The following is a 12635-nucleotide window of genomic DNA, read 5'->3' on the forward strand; positions in this document are numbered from 1 at the left end:
CTTCAATGAAAAAGGTTGTAAAATTCGGTGGAAGCTCATTGGCTGATGCCGCACAATTCAAGAAAGTCGGTCAGATTATTCGTGAGGATGAATCCAGACGATACGTGATCCCTTCTGCACCGGGTAAACGTTTCCCGGAAGATGTGAAGGTCACTGATATGCTTTATAAATGTTACGGTGCTGCGGTGCGTGAGAAAAACTTTACCAAACAGCTGGAAGAAATTCAACAGCGCTATCAGGGAATCATCGATGGCCTCGGGTTGGACCTTTCTCTGGATAAAGAGTTTGAAATTATCCGACAGAACTTCGGTCAGAAAGCAGGAAGAGAGTACGCCGCTTCCCGCGGTGAATACCTGAACGGTATTATTATGGCACACTATCTTAGATTTGAATTTATCGATGCGGCGGAAGTAATCGCCTTTGACGAAAACGGCAGTCTTCTTGTGGATCAAACGAATGACCTTTTGTCCGAACGTCTTTCGCATACTGAAAAAGCTGTTATTCCGGGATTTTATGGTGCAGATCCGAACGGTAATGTAAAAACCTTCAGCCGCGGAGGCTCAGATGTAACCGGCTCCCTTGTTGCAAAAGCGATCCATGCGGATATGTATGAGAACTGGACTGACGTTTCCGGATTCCTGATCGCAGATCCCCGTATCATCAAGAACCCAAAAGGGATTGAGACAATCACCTATAAAGAATTACGAGAGCTTTCCTATATGGGTGCGACCGTACTTCACGAGGATGCGATCTTCCCGGTACGAAAGGAGGGTATTCCGATCAATATCCGTAATACCAATGCACCGGAAGAAAAGGGGACGCTGATTGTAGAGGGCACCTGCCGCAAACCGAAATACACGATTACCGGTATAGCCGGAAAACGTGGTTTTGCTTCCATAACGATTGAAAAAGCAATGATGAACTCGGAAGTGGGATTCGGAAGAAAAGTCCTGGAGGTATTTGAAAACGAGGGAATCTCATTTGAACACATGCCTTCCGGAATTGATACCATGACGATTTTTGTTCAGCAGGATGAATTCGAAGAACATGAGCAGCGTGTCATTTCCGGAATCCACCGTGCAGTAGAGCCGGATGATGTTGAACTGGAATCCGATCTTGCGCTGATCGCAGTTGTTGGAAGAGGAATGAAACAGACCAGAGGAACAGCCGGGCGTATTTTCTCTGCACTGGCTCACGCACACGTAAATGTGAAAATGATCGACCAGGGTTCCAGTGAGCTGAATATCATTATTGGCGTGAGAGAGCATGACTTTGAAGCAGCTATTCAGGCAATTTATGATATTTTTGTTAACACTCAAATCTAAATCTACAATTTTCTTGTAAAATATGCTATTCTTATCTCAGATAATATTTCTGGATAAGAAAGGATTTACAAATGAATATATTATTTTTTTTGAAACCAAAAGCAGAGCTTGCATTCGTCTATGATTATCATACACTCAGACAGGTAATGGAGATCATGGAATACCACAAATATTCGTCCATACCGATGATCAATCGGGACGGAAAATACATAGGCACCATTACAGAAGGAGATCTTCTCTGGGGAACGAAGTCCTTGAAACTTATGAATATCAAGGAAGCGGAGACCATCGCTATTACAAAGATTCATCGCAGACTTGACTACCGACCTGTTCGGGCAGACTCGGATATGGAAGATCTGATCGAGCGTGCCATGGAACAGAACTTTGTTCCTGTTGTTGATGATCAGGATAATTTCATCGGTATCATAACCCGGAAGGATATCATCGGTTTCTGTTATGATAAATTAAAGGCATGCAGGATTGCTCTTTCTGAAAAAGCAGAACAGTAAATTTAATATTTTTTCTAAAAAACACTTGACTTTGTGCGGCATACTGGTATATAATTTACCAGTATGCCGCACAACGAGGTTAAAGCCCTGATTTTTCAGGCACCGTAGTTGGCGAGTAATGATAATAGGAGGTGCCATATGTACGCAATTATAGCAACAGGTGGTAAACAGTACAAAGTAGCCGAAGGCGATATCATTAAAGTAGAAAAGCTTGGTGTGGAAGCCGGACAGACTTATACATTTGACCAGGTTCTTGCAGTAAGCGGTGATGAGATGAAAGTCGGAACACCAGTCGTAGAAGGAGCAACAGTAGAAGCATCCGTAATCGGCGATGGAAAGGCTAAAAAGGTAATCGTTTACAAGTATAAGAGGAAATCAGGTTACCACAAGAAAAATGGTCACAGACAGCAGTACACAGCAGTTAAGATCGAAAAGATCAATGCTTAATTCTTATCTGTCATGATCAAAACAACAATTTATAAAAACAAGAGAAATGAATGCGTTGGTTTTAAGACATTCGACCATGCAGGAGCCGGAGACAGCGGACAGGATATCGTCTGTGCAGCCGTTTCCATGCTCGTAATCAATACCATGAATTCCATCGAAAGGTTTACGGATGCCCAGACATCCCAGGTTTCGGATGATACGAAGGGCATCATCGAATACAGACTGCTGAGCCGTCCGACGGAAGAGACAGAATTACTTCTGAATTCCATGATTCTTGGTCTTCAAAGCCTGGAAGATGACTCTGATTATACCACGTATATTGATTTAATATTTGAGGAGGTGTAAACCATGATGAAATTAAACCTTCAGTTTTTTGCTCATAAAAAGGGAGTTGGTTCTACAAAGAACGGACGTGACTCTGAGTCCAAGAGACTTGGTGCCAAAAGAGCAGACGGACAATTTGTAAAAGCCGGAAATATTCTTTACAGACAGCGCGGGACAAAGATTCACCCGGGTGTGAACGTTGGACGCGGTGGAGACGATACATTATTTGCATTAGTTGATGGTGTGGTTCGTTTCGAAAGAAAAGGAAGAGATAAGAAGCAGGTTTCTATCTATCCGGTAGCTGAATAAGCAGATTTTACATGAGGCTTCAAACTTTTGGGTTTGAGGCCTTGTTTTGAATTGGAAAGGAGTATTTATGTTTGCAGACAGAGCTAAAATATATATCCGGTCGGGAAAAGGCGGAGACGGACATGCCAGCTTTCGACGGGAATTATATGTTCCGAACGGCGGTCCCGACGGCGGCGATGGCGGACGCGGCGGGGACGTAATCTTTGAAGTAGACAAAGGATTAAACACCCTTGCAGACTTCCGTCACAAAAGAAAATTTACAGCTCAGGACGGAGAACCGGGCGGCAAGAGACGCTGCCATGGAAAAGATGCGAAAGACATCGTTTTAAAAGTACCTGAAGGGACGATCATTCGCGAAGCTGAGACCAATAAGATCATTGCGGATATGTCTGGCGATAACACACGCCAGATCGTACTGAAGGGCGGCAAGGGCGGTCTTGGAAATATGCATTTTGCCACCGCCACCATGCAGGTTCCCAAATATGCGCAGCCGGGAAAACCGGCACAGGAGCTTTGGGTGAATCTGGAACTGAAAGTCATCGCAGATGTAGGACTGGTCGGATTTCCGAATGTCGGAAAATCAACCTTTCTTTCCCGCGTGACAAATGCACAGCCTAAGATCGCCAATTATCATTTTACAACGCTGACTCCGAATCTTGGTGTTGTGGATCTGGAAGGCGCAAAGGGATTCGTAATCGCCGATATTCCAGGTCTGATCGAAGGTGCATCCGAGGGTGTTGGACTTGGACATGAGTTTCTCCGCCATGTAGAGCGTACCAAGCTGATGATCCATGTCGTGGATGCCGCGGGAACCGAAGGACGTGACCCGGTGGATGATATTTATAAGATCAATGCGGAATTGAAAGCATATAATGAAGAAATTGCCTCCCGCCCACAGGTAATTGCAGCGAACAAGATCGATCTGATCTATTCGGAAGATGAAGATCCTATAGAACGTCTTCGCAGCGAATTCGAGCCACAGGGAATCAAAGTATTCCCTATCTCCGGTGTAACCGGCGAGGGCTTAAGCGACCTTTTGTATTATGTGAGTAGCGAACTCCAGAATATGGACGAGAAACCCATCGTATTTGAACAGGAATACTTCCCGGAGGAAGAGCTGATTCATATCGATCTTCCATATACTGTCGAAATAATTGATGATATGTACGTTGTTGAAGGTTCAAAAATAGAGAAGATGCTGGGTTATACAAATCTGGATTCTGAAAAGGGATTTGCATTCTTCCAGAAATTCCTGAAAGAAGCCGGCATCCTTGAAAAGCTGGAAGAAGCCGGTATCCAGGAAGGTGACACGGTTAAAATGTACGGGCTTCAGTTTGAATATTATCGTTAAATTTCGTTGACTTTATTAAGAAAGGGGATTACTATGACATCTAAGCAAAGAGCATATTTAAAAAGTCTTGCCATGACAATGGATCCGATTCTTCAGATCGGGAAATCCAGTGTAACGCCGGAAGTGACTGCATCTGTGGCAGAAGCACTGGAAGCTCGTGAACTGATCAAAATTCATGTACTGCAGAACTGTGCAGATGATGTTCGTCAGCTCGCCGAGATTCTTGCAGAACGTACCCATTCTCAGGTAGTTCAGGTAATTGGCAAAAAAATCGTATTGTATAAAGAAGGCAAGGACGAAAAAAAGAAGATCGTTCTTCCTTAATTGTATGTTTATAAAATGATGAATGCAATGGAGAAATAAAGTATGAAGATAGGGATAATGGGTGGGACTTTTGATCCGATTCATAATGGTCATCTAATGCTGGGAGAGTACGCATATCGTGATTATGAGCTGGATGAAGTATGGTTTCTTCCGAACGGGAACCCGCCTCACAAAAATAATCCGGCAATTTTAAAAAGCACAGATGATCGTGTAAAAATGACAGAACTTGCAATTGCAAATGTGCCGTATTTCCGCATCAGCACCTATGAAACTGACCGGACGGAACCTTCCTATTCCTATCAGACAATGGAGCATTTCCGTAGTGTTTACCCACAACATGAATTCTATTTTATTTTAGGCGCGGATTCTCTGTTCGACATTGAAAAATGGAGGAATCCAGATCAGTTTCTGAAGCTTGCAACCATACTTGCTGCTTACCGTGATGATGCGGATAACAGCCGGAAATTGAATGGAAAGATTGAATATCTGAATCGAAAATACGGAGCCGATATTCGTCTTCTCCGAACTCCATTACTGCATGTTTCCTCCCATGAAATCAGAGAAGCAATAAGAAATGGTAATATGAAAAATATTCCTGTTCCGAAAGCAGTACTGAATTATATAGAGGATCAACATTTATACCAGGGTGATGAATATGACAGAAACATTAATGAAAATGCGTAAAAAACTTAAAGGAGATTTGGATAAAGAGCGTTATGAACACACGATCGGCGTGATGCATACAGCTGGATGTCTTGCAATGCGTTATGGATGTGATTTAGACCAGGCACTCACGGCAGGTTTATTACATGACTGTGCCAAATGCATTCCAAATGAAAAAAAGATTGAAATGTGCAAAAAATATCACTTGCAGATTTCCGCTGCCGAACTTGCGAATCCCGGACTTCTTCATGCAAAACTCGGTGCATATGTCGCATGGAAAAAATTTCAGATTGAAGATGAGGAAATTCTGCGCGCAATTGCTTCGCACACAACAGGTCGTCCCGCTATGAGCCTGTTGGATAAAATCATATACATTGCAGATTTCATTGAGCCCGGACGTACAGAAGCACCGAATCTGCCGGCAGTAAGAAAACTGGCTTTTTGTGATATAGACGCATGCCTTTACAGAATATTGGAAGATTCTCTCTCATATCTGGAGAATAAAGGTGTAACCGTAGACCCTATGACTGAAAAGACTTTTTTATATTACAGAGATTTAAATAAAGGTGAATCTTCTGATGATTCGCCGGAAAGGATGGAAAACTGATGCAACAGAAAGATATATCCAGAAATATGGCGAAAATTGCCTGTAATGCGATTTCAGATAAAAAAGGAGAGGATATCCGTGTAATCGACATCTCACAGATATCCGTGCTCGCTGATTACTTCATTATTTCAAATGGTTCCAATGAAAGCCAGGTCCGTGCAATCGTTGATAACGTAGAAGAACAGATGTATAAAGCAGGGTATCAGATCAGGCAGAGAGAAGGATATGGGAGCGGAGGATGGGTTCTTCTTGACTTCGGCGATATTATCGTCCATGTCTTTGATAAAGAAAACCGTCTGTTCTATGATCTGGAACGAATCTGGCGTGACGGAAAGCAGATCAGTGTAGATGATCTATAGACAATAAACATATATCATATATATAGAAAAGAGCTGGCTCCCGGCGGAATAAAGCCCGGATCCAGCTCTTTTTCAAACATTTCTTATTATTTCATAAACCGCATAACGGCAATTACTTTTCCAAGGATCTCAACATCCTTTAAGATAAATGGCCCCATATTATCATTCTCCGGCTGGAGACGAATCACACCTTCTTCTCTGTAAAATGTCTTGACCGTAGCACCGTCATCTACTAAGGCTACAACCATATCTCCGTTAGAAGCAGTGTTCTTTTTCTCGACAACAACATAATCACCGCTCAGGATTCCTGCATTGATCATACTTTCCCCGCGAACCTCCAGCATGAACACCTCATTATTCGGCATACGTTCGACCGGAAGCGGGAAGTAGTCCTCAATATTCTCCTGTGCAAGAAGCGGCTCCCCTGCAGCCACACGTCCCAGAATCGGCACCTGTACCATCTCACGTCTGGTAAGATTGAAATTCTCATCCAGTATCTCAATTGCTCTCGGTTTTGTAGGATCTCGCCGAATATAACCGTTCTTCTCAAGGGTTTCGAGATGAGAATGAACGGAAGAAGTGGACTTTAGTCCCACTGCATCACAAATTTCACGGACTGAAGGCGGAAAACCGCGTACAAGTATCTGCGATTTGATATATTCCAAAATCTCCTCCTGTTTCTTCGTTATTCTACCATTACCCATATGTAAACCTCCTTAAATCCGTCACTCATTTGTAAGTTCAAGTACGCCTCAGCAATCCGCCGGAGGCTTTGTCTTCTTACATGATAAATAAATAATAACATATTCTCCGCCAAAAAGCAAACAAATGTTTTGAGAAAATATGTTCGATTAATTATTGACAAACATTTGTTCATGCGATATATTATTTACAGAACTTCTGTTCGGAACGTATTTTCGTATCAATAGACAAATAATGGAGTATAAGATTAGATCAGGGGGAATTTCAGATGAGCAGATATCAGGAAAAGCAGAATAGCGGAGCAGAAAGAAAAAAAGTCACCAACAGCCATAAGAAAGTTGCAGTCTCAAGAGGCAGAAGATCAAGGAACAGTGCCGGACGGTTCATGGTTGGAGTCATTGCCGTTTTGCTGATACTGGCATGCAGTTTTTCGTTCGGAAGCTTCTTTTCCAGTGCGCATGATGTGCAGGCGGAGACGGGTTCGGATCTGAAGTATTTCAAAAGTGTCCGGATTGAAAAAGGAGATACCCTCTGGACCATCGTTCAGACCTACTGCACAAGGGAAGAGGATTCCATCTATGATTATATGAATGAATTGGCACAGATCAATGGAATTGATTCTGCTTCCATGGATTATCTGCGGGAAGGAGATTATCTTACAATCGTATACTATGAAGCAAATCCGCTTTAATTTATAGACAAAAGATTGACAAGCTGCCATAATCAATCCTATACTGTTATGTATACAAATTTCGTTGGTTTAATATAGAAAAATACATGTATTATTTTATATCATGCATTGATTCAGATTTATCGAAGCAAAGGAGAAATTCATCATGAAGAAAAAACAAATCATAGCACTGGCAGTGGCAGCCGCTTTGTTCATCGTGACAGGTGCTGCAAGCGTTCTTACTCATGCGGCGGCAGGTCAGTTATTCGACAATTCTATAACAGATATGATTTTTAACACAGAAGACATGGGGTATGATTTCCCTGCCGAATCATTTATTGCTGTTGTTCGTGTTGAGGGGACAATTGAAGAACAGACAGAGACAAGTGCATTTGAAGCGTCTCAATCCTACCAGCATCTTACCACACTGGATTACATTGATGAACTGATGTATGATCCGGATAATGCCGGCATCATGCTTTACGTAGATTCCCCGGGAGGAACTGCATATGAGTCCTCCGAACTACACGACAAATTAAAGGAGTATTCCGATACAACAGGACGTCCTATATGGGCTTATATGGCTCATATGGCGGCTTCTGGCGGTTATATGGCATCAGTGGCCGCTGATTATATTGCAGCCAACCAGGAGACGATGACAGGCTCTATCGGAGTAATCATATCAACATATGACATGACCGGACTTTATGAGAAACTCGGGATCCGTTATATCAGTATCACGAGTGGTCCAATGAAAGACAGCACAAAGATGACCGATGAGCAGATTCAGATGTATCAGTCCATCGTTGACGAATCCTATAACAGTTTTGTCGATAAAGTTGCTGAGGGACGTAACATGGCCCGTGAGGATGTTCTCACTCTTGCTGACGGAAGAATCTATTCAGCTGCTCAAGCTCTCGATAACGGCCTGATTGACGCAATAGATACCTATGACAATACACTAGACCGGATGATGGAAGAAATGGATTGTGAGATGATTTACGAGCTTCCAGAAGAATCTGATATGTTAGCAGGACTTTTTGCAAGAATCGAATCTCTAATACCGAAATCAGAAGCACAGACACTCAATGAGATAGCAGCGGAGAAAGAAAGTGGGGTATTGATGTATTATGCAGAATAAAAATACCGATTTCTCTGGAACAGATCAGGAATATGTCTACGCTGGTTTCTGGGTACGCTTTGCAGCATTTACGCTGGACAGCCTGATTCTTTTTGCCGGAACTTTGATTATCAAATTATTATTTTCTTTGATTTCATTGCTTACCGGCACATCTATATTTGATACGGAAATATTGTTTTCGTATACATTAAAGGACATCATAGTTTATGGATGCCATGCCATATACTTTGTACTTTTGACCTATTATACCGGAGCAACTCTTGGAAAAAAAGCTTTCAATTTAAAAGTAATTCCTTGTCGTTCTTTAAAAGACGAAAATAATGTTGATGATAATAATACAAATGAACAGCTTACACTGATCAATGTGGTTTACCGTGAAACAATCGGCAGATATCTTTCCGGAATCATTCTATATATTGGTTATCTACTTGCCGGATTAGATCAGGAAAAACGAGCTTTACATGATATTCTCTGTGATACACGTGTGATCTATACTAAAAAAGTAAAAATCTATCCTGAATATCAGCCACCGATTATGCCTGACCCCGGTTACAACATATCAAGTCAACAACCACTTGTAAATACAAGTGAATATGATAATTTTGATTATGATATTAATAACAGACCACACGAGTAGGGTGTGGTTTTGCGGGATCAATCTATACGACAAATACCGATTTTTCCAAAAGATTAAGATAAGGAGGAACCTATTTATGGCATCAGAGCCAAAAACATACCAGGATCAGCTCTATATAGATAATACTTTGCGTCTGCGTGAAATATTGCAGACAATGCCAGAATTTGCAAAGGATTATTTCCGTGCTGTAGAGCCAACAACATCACCTAAAACAAGGATTTCCTATGCTTATGATATCCGTGTTTTCTTTCAGTTTCTTCTGGGCGAGAATCCGGCTTTTAAGAATTATAGTATGAAGGATTTTACACTTAGTGATCTGGATCGACTTACACCGATGGATATCGAGGAATACCAGGAATATCTGAAGGTTTATCGTCCCAAAGACGGGCGACGCATCACGAACGCTGAGAAAGGCCTTTCACGCAAAATGTCGGCGCTCAGAAGCTTCTACGGATATTATTTTAAACGGCAAATGATCAGTAATAATCCGACTTTATTAGTCGATATGCCTAAACTCCATGAGAAGGCAATCATTCGTCTGGATACAGATGAAGTTGCTTCCCTTCTGGATTATGTGGAATCCTGCGGCGTGAAGCTGACCGGCCAGGCCCGTGTTTATTATGAAAAGACAAAGGAGCGTGATCTTGCCATTCTTACCTTATTGTTAGGTACCGGAATACGTGTTTCGGAATGTGTTGGTCTTGATCTGGGCGATGTGGATTTTAAGAATAATGGAATCACAGTAACCAGAAAAGGCGGAAACCAGATGGTGATTTATTTTGGCGAGGAAGTGGAAAAAGCCCTGCGTACTTATATAGAATCCAGCAGGAAAGCCGTTAATCCTCTGCCAGGACACGAAAATGCCCTCTTCCTCTCCACTCAGCGGAAAAGGATGGGTGTACAGTCTGTGGAGAATATGGTCAAAAAGTATGCCCGTCAGGTAACACCGAATAAGAAGATTACCCCTCACAAGCTCAGAAGCACCTATGGAACCGCTTTATACAAAGAAACAGGCGATATTTATCTGGTTGCTGATGTACTTGGCCATAAGGATGTAAATACGACGAAAAAGCATTATGCGGCCATTGACGAAGACCGGCGCCGAAGTGCTGCTGACATCGTGAAGCTCAGGGAGCCGTAATGTTGTATTACACAAAAAATTCTTCCCAAATTACGTGAAAAAAAACAGCACCACTCCTGTTTCCAGGAATGATGCTGTTTTTTTTCACGAAAGTCCCAAAATCAATGATTATTTCTTAGCCAGTTCATACATTGCAGCTGCTGTAACCTGTGCTGCACGGATCAGCTGCTCAACGGCAACTCTTTCGTTCGGCTGATGGATCACATCCGGTTCTCCCGGGAATACTGGTCCAAAGGCAACCATATTCGGAAATTCTTTCGCGTAGGTACCGCCTCCGATGGCGATCGGTTCTCTTTTATCTCCTGTTTGTGCCTCGTAAACTTTCACCAGTTTTGAAACAAGCTCTGAGTCCTTCGGAACATATAATAATTTATTGTTTGTTTTTTTCAGAACATCAAAGTTGTAACTGTTGATCCGATTGATTACTTTATCGTCGATCACTTCGGCATCTCCGTTTTTCGGATAACGGATATCCAAAGTAAAGGACATTTCTTCCCCATCATATTTTACAACACCAAGATTGACTGTCGTTTCACCGGTTTCCTCATCCTGATACAGAATATCGAGTGATTTTCCATTTGTTTCATTTCCGATTTCTTCTAAAATAAAATTAACAAGCTGCTGGAAATCACCTCCAAAGTCATTTTCTTTGACTGCATTCAATAATTTTACTACAGCATTAACACCAAGTTCAGGTGTACTTCCATGTGCACTGAAACCGGTAGCTTCCACGATCGTCTTTCCGTTTTCTTCTGTGACAGTAATTCCTTCCTCAGGCGTAACTTTCAGCGGACCATTTACAATCAGCTTGCATACCGGCGGAACAACGTTTGCGGCAACTCCGCCGCCAAAATATTCAACATCAATCTCGCCTTTGTTGTAAATCTTCGTTCCTGCAAGGAAATTGGACGTGCCTTTTTCACAGAAAATTGCTGGGAACTGCGCATCCGGCGTGAAACCGATCGTTGGCATTTCATAACCATTTTCTACATAGTATTTCACGCAGGAAGAACCACATTCTTCGTCAGAGCCAAATAACACACGGATTCTGCGGTCAATTGGAAGATTCAAATCACGAATTGCTTTCAGCGCATAGACAGCCATGATGACCGGTCCTTTATCATCCAGACATCCTCTGCCCCAGAGAACGCCGTCATGGATCTCTGCACCAAATGCCGGATGAGTCCATCCGTCTCCGGCAGGTACGACATCCACATGTCCGAGGATACCAACCATCTCTTCGCCTTCCCCATACTCAATCCATCCGACTCTGTTATCAGCCTGTCCTGTACGAAATCCCAATTTTTCACCGAGCGCCAGCACATCATCAAGGGCAGCCTTCGGTCCTTCTCCATAAGGAGCACCGGGAGCTGATTCTCCTCTCACACTCTCAATTCTCATATTCTGCTGGATAGACGCAATCATATCGTCCTTTAATTCCAGTACTTTCGCATTCAATGTTTCATAACTCATTGCAATATCCCTCTCTTTCATTCTTTCTTATTTTACCACATTTCTTATTTTACGCAAGCTGGGCTGAATCCAGAATTATTGTAAACGGTCCATCATTTACGAGGCTTACTTTCATATCCGCTCCAAACTGTCCTCTTTCAACGACGGGAACTACTTTTTTACATTCTTCTATGATATATTCATACATCTCATTCGCTTTATCCGGAGCGCCCGCCTCGATAAAGCTTGGACGATTTCCCTTCCGGCAGTTTGCGTACAATGTAAACTGCGAAATAAGAAGCATCTGTCCGCCCACATCTGCCAGAGACAGATTCGTCTTCCCGTTCTCGTCCTCGAAAATACGAAGTCCGGTCATCTTCTTAACCATCTTATCCGCTATTTCTCTGGTATCATCTTCACCGACTCCGATCAGAACCATGAAGCCTTTGCCGATCTCGCCGATGATCTCACCATCCACTTTTACATTCGCTTCCGTCACTCTTTGAATTACGAATTTCATCTTGCTATCCTCTCATTATTTGTACTTGGCTGACTTTTAGAACTTCAGTCTATAGCTCTATCTTAACACGCCCGACTTGTTCAGGCAATCCTTCTTTCAAAAGAATTTCCCAAAGAATTTAGCACGCATTTATACTTGTAATTCTTTTATAAAT

At 42.4% G+C, this 12635-nt stretch carries 17 protein-coding genes; 14 read left to right on the forward strand and 3 right to left on the reverse strand.

The features are described 5' to 3' along the window. Window positions 1–5 precede the first annotated feature (5 nt). The 10 genes from ACTNA4_RS03295 to rsfS all read left to right on the forward strand — a co-directional run bounded on the left by ACTNA4_RS03295 (window position 6) and on the right by rsfS (window position 6218). Window positions 6–1325 carry an aspartate kinase gene (locus ACTNA4_RS03295; protein WP_441028516.1) on the forward strand — a complete coding sequence of 440 codons (1320 nt, stop codon included), beginning with the start codon at window positions 6–8 and terminating at the stop codon, window positions 1323–1325. A gap of 71 nt (window positions 1326–1396) precedes the next feature. Further along, a complete protein-coding gene (locus tag ACTNA4_RS03300) occupies window positions 1397–1834 on the forward strand; it encodes a CBS domain-containing protein (RefSeq protein ID WP_427805702.1) in 438 nt (145 codons plus the stop codon). 138 nt (window positions 1835–1972) lie between these two features. After that, on the forward strand, window positions 1973–2281 hold the full coding sequence (rplU, locus tag ACTNA4_RS03305) for a 50S ribosomal protein L21 (RefSeq protein ID WP_427805703.1): 309 nt from the start codon (window positions 1973–1975) through the stop codon (window positions 2279–2281). A gap of 12 nt (window positions 2282–2293) precedes the next feature. Continuing rightward, entirely contained in the window at window positions 2294–2626 is a 333-nt protein-coding gene (locus tag ACTNA4_RS03310; RefSeq protein WP_427805704.1) for a ribosomal-processing cysteine protease Prp, read from the forward strand. A gap of 3 nt (window positions 2627–2629) precedes the next feature. Further along, a complete protein-coding gene (rpmA, locus tag ACTNA4_RS03315) occupies window positions 2630–2914 on the forward strand; it encodes a 50S ribosomal protein L27 (protein WP_008975781.1) in 285 nt (94 codons plus the stop codon). A gap of 67 nt (window positions 2915–2981) precedes the next feature. Further along, on the forward strand, window positions 2982–4265 hold the full coding sequence (gene obgE, locus ACTNA4_RS03320; RefSeq protein WP_441028518.1) for a GTPase ObgE: 1284 nt from the start codon (window positions 2982–2984) through the stop codon (window positions 4263–4265). 33 nt (window positions 4266–4298) lie between these two features. Next, window positions 4299–4589, forward strand: coding sequence for a ribosome assembly RNA-binding protein YhbY (gene yhbY, locus ACTNA4_RS03325; protein ID WP_427805706.1), 291 nt, complete (start codon window positions 4299–4301; stop codon window positions 4587–4589). 42 nt (window positions 4590–4631) lie between these two features. After that, a complete protein-coding gene (nadD, locus tag ACTNA4_RS03330; RefSeq protein ID WP_427805707.1) occupies window positions 4632–5273 on the forward strand; it encodes a nicotinate-nucleotide adenylyltransferase in 642 nt (213 codons plus the stop codon). After that, entirely contained in the window at window positions 5245–5859 is a 615-nt protein-coding gene (gene yqeK, locus ACTNA4_RS03335) for a bis(5'-nucleosyl)-tetraphosphatase (symmetrical) YqeK (RefSeq protein WP_427805708.1), read from the forward strand. Before nadD ends, yqeK begins: the two co-directional genes overlap by 29 nt. Next, window positions 5859–6218 (forward strand): ribosome silencing factor, encoded by a 360-nt coding sequence (gene rsfS / locus ACTNA4_RS03340; RefSeq protein ID WP_427805709.1) that lies wholly within the window; start codon window positions 5859–5861, stop codon window positions 6216–6218. The genes yqeK and rsfS overlap by 1 nt, the downstream gene beginning before the upstream one ends. 86 nt (window positions 6219–6304) lie before the next feature. On the opposite strand, the gene lexA is transcribed toward rsfS, so the two are convergent. Then, the gene (gene lexA / locus ACTNA4_RS03345) at window positions 6305–6922 is read right to left on the reverse strand and encodes a transcriptional repressor LexA (RefSeq protein ID WP_441028520.1); all 618 of its coding nucleotides are present in this window, start codon (window positions 6920–6922) and stop codon (window positions 6305–6307) included. 266 nt (window positions 6923–7188) lie between these two features. On the opposite strand from lexA, the gene ACTNA4_RS03350 reads away from it, so the two are divergent. The 4 genes from ACTNA4_RS03350 (at window position 7189) to ACTNA4_RS03365 (ending at window position 10509) form a co-directional block, all read left to right on the forward strand. After that, window positions 7189–7611, forward strand: coding sequence for a hypothetical protein (locus tag ACTNA4_RS03350; protein WP_441028522.1), 423 nt, complete (start codon window positions 7189–7191; stop codon window positions 7609–7611). A gap of 145 nt (window positions 7612–7756) precedes the next feature. Next, the gene (gene sppA / locus ACTNA4_RS03355; RefSeq protein WP_441028524.1) at window positions 7757–8731 is read left to right on the forward strand and encodes a signal peptide peptidase SppA; all 975 of its coding nucleotides are present in this window, start codon (window positions 7757–7759) and stop codon (window positions 8729–8731) included. After that, window positions 8721–9368: an RDD family protein gene (locus ACTNA4_RS03360; RefSeq protein WP_441024767.1), complete on the forward strand. Its 648-nt coding sequence runs from the start codon at window positions 8721–8723 to the stop codon at window positions 9366–9368. Before sppA ends, ACTNA4_RS03360 begins: the two co-directional genes overlap by 11 nt. A gap of 76 nt (window positions 9369–9444) precedes the next feature. Next, complete coding sequence (locus ACTNA4_RS03365; protein WP_441028526.1) at window positions 9445–10509, forward strand: tyrosine-type recombinase/integrase; 1065 nt, start codon at window positions 9445–9447, stop codon at window positions 10507–10509. A 108-nt stretch (window positions 10510–10617) separates the two neighbouring features. Here the strand turns inward: ACTNA4_RS03365 and pepV are convergent, their stop codons facing one another. Continuing rightward, window positions 10618–11982, reverse strand: a complete 1365-nt coding sequence (gene pepV, locus ACTNA4_RS03370; RefSeq protein WP_427805715.1) for a dipeptidase PepV — start codon at window positions 11980–11982, stop codon at window positions 10618–10620. Between the two features lie 49 nt (window positions 11983–12031). Then, window positions 12032–12481, reverse strand: a complete 450-nt coding sequence (gene dtd, locus ACTNA4_RS03375; RefSeq protein ID WP_427820329.1) for a D-aminoacyl-tRNA deacylase — start codon at window positions 12479–12481, stop codon at window positions 12032–12034. Window positions 12482–12635 lie beyond the last annotated feature (154 nt).

Source organism: Bariatricus sp. HCP28S3_A7 (genome assembly GCF_052066375.1).
In the GTDB taxonomy this organism is placed as follows: domain Bacteria; phylum Bacillota; class Clostridia; order Lachnospirales; family Lachnospiraceae; genus Allocoprococcus.

Bases quoted from the DNA above. Each gene is read 5' to 3' on its own strand.
- ACTNA4_RS03295 (WP_441028516.1), top strand. From the start codon at position 6: ATGAAAAAGGTTGTAAAATTCGGTGGAAGCTCATTGGCTGATGCCGCA.
- ACTNA4_RS03300 (WP_427805702.1), top strand. From the start codon at position 1,397: ATGAATATATTATTTTTTTTGAAACCAAAAGCAGAGCTTGCATTCGTC.
- rplU (WP_427805703.1), top strand. From the start codon at position 1,973: ATGTACGCAATTATAGCAACAGGTGGTAAACAGTACAAAGTAGCCGAA.
- ACTNA4_RS03310 (WP_427805704.1), top strand. From the start codon at position 2,294: ATGATCAAAACAACAATTTATAAAAACAAGAGAAATGAATGCGTTGGT.
- rpmA (WP_008975781.1), top strand. From the start codon at position 2,630: ATGATGAAATTAAACCTTCAGTTTTTTGCTCATAAAAAGGGAGTTGGT.
- obgE (WP_441028518.1), top strand. From the start codon at position 2,982: ATGTTTGCAGACAGAGCTAAAATATATATCCGGTCGGGAAAAGGCGGA.
- yhbY (WP_427805706.1), top strand. From the start codon at position 4,299: ATGACATCTAAGCAAAGAGCATATTTAAAAAGTCTTGCCATGACAATG.
- nadD (WP_427805707.1), top strand. From the start codon at position 4,632: ATGAAGATAGGGATAATGGGTGGGACTTTTGATCCGATTCATAATGGT.
- yqeK (WP_427805708.1), top strand. From the start codon at position 5,245: ATGACAGAAACATTAATGAAAATGCGTAAAAAACTTAAAGGAGATTTG.
- rsfS (WP_427805709.1), top strand. From the start codon at position 5,859: ATGCAACAGAAAGATATATCCAGAAATATGGCGAAAATTGCCTGTAAT.
- lexA (WP_441028520.1), bottom strand. From the start codon at position 6,922: ATGGGTAATGGTAGAATAACGAAGAAACAGGAGGAGATTTTGGAATAT.
- ACTNA4_RS03350 (WP_441028522.1), top strand. From the start codon at position 7,189: ATGAGCAGATATCAGGAAAAGCAGAATAGCGGAGCAGAAAGAAAAAAA.
- sppA (WP_441028524.1), top strand. From the start codon at position 7,757: ATGAAGAAAAAACAAATCATAGCACTGGCAGTGGCAGCCGCTTTGTTC.
- ACTNA4_RS03360 (WP_441024767.1), top strand. From the start codon at position 8,721: ATGCAGAATAAAAATACCGATTTCTCTGGAACAGATCAGGAATATGTC.
- ACTNA4_RS03365 (WP_441028526.1), top strand. From the start codon at position 9,445: ATGGCATCAGAGCCAAAAACATACCAGGATCAGCTCTATATAGATAAT.
- pepV (WP_427805715.1), bottom strand. From the start codon at position 11,982: ATGAGTTATGAAACATTGAATGCGAAAGTACTGGAATTAAAGGACGAT.
- dtd (WP_427820329.1), bottom strand. From the start codon at position 12,481: ATGAAATTCGTAATTCAAAGAGTGACGGAAGCGAATGTAAAAGTGGAT.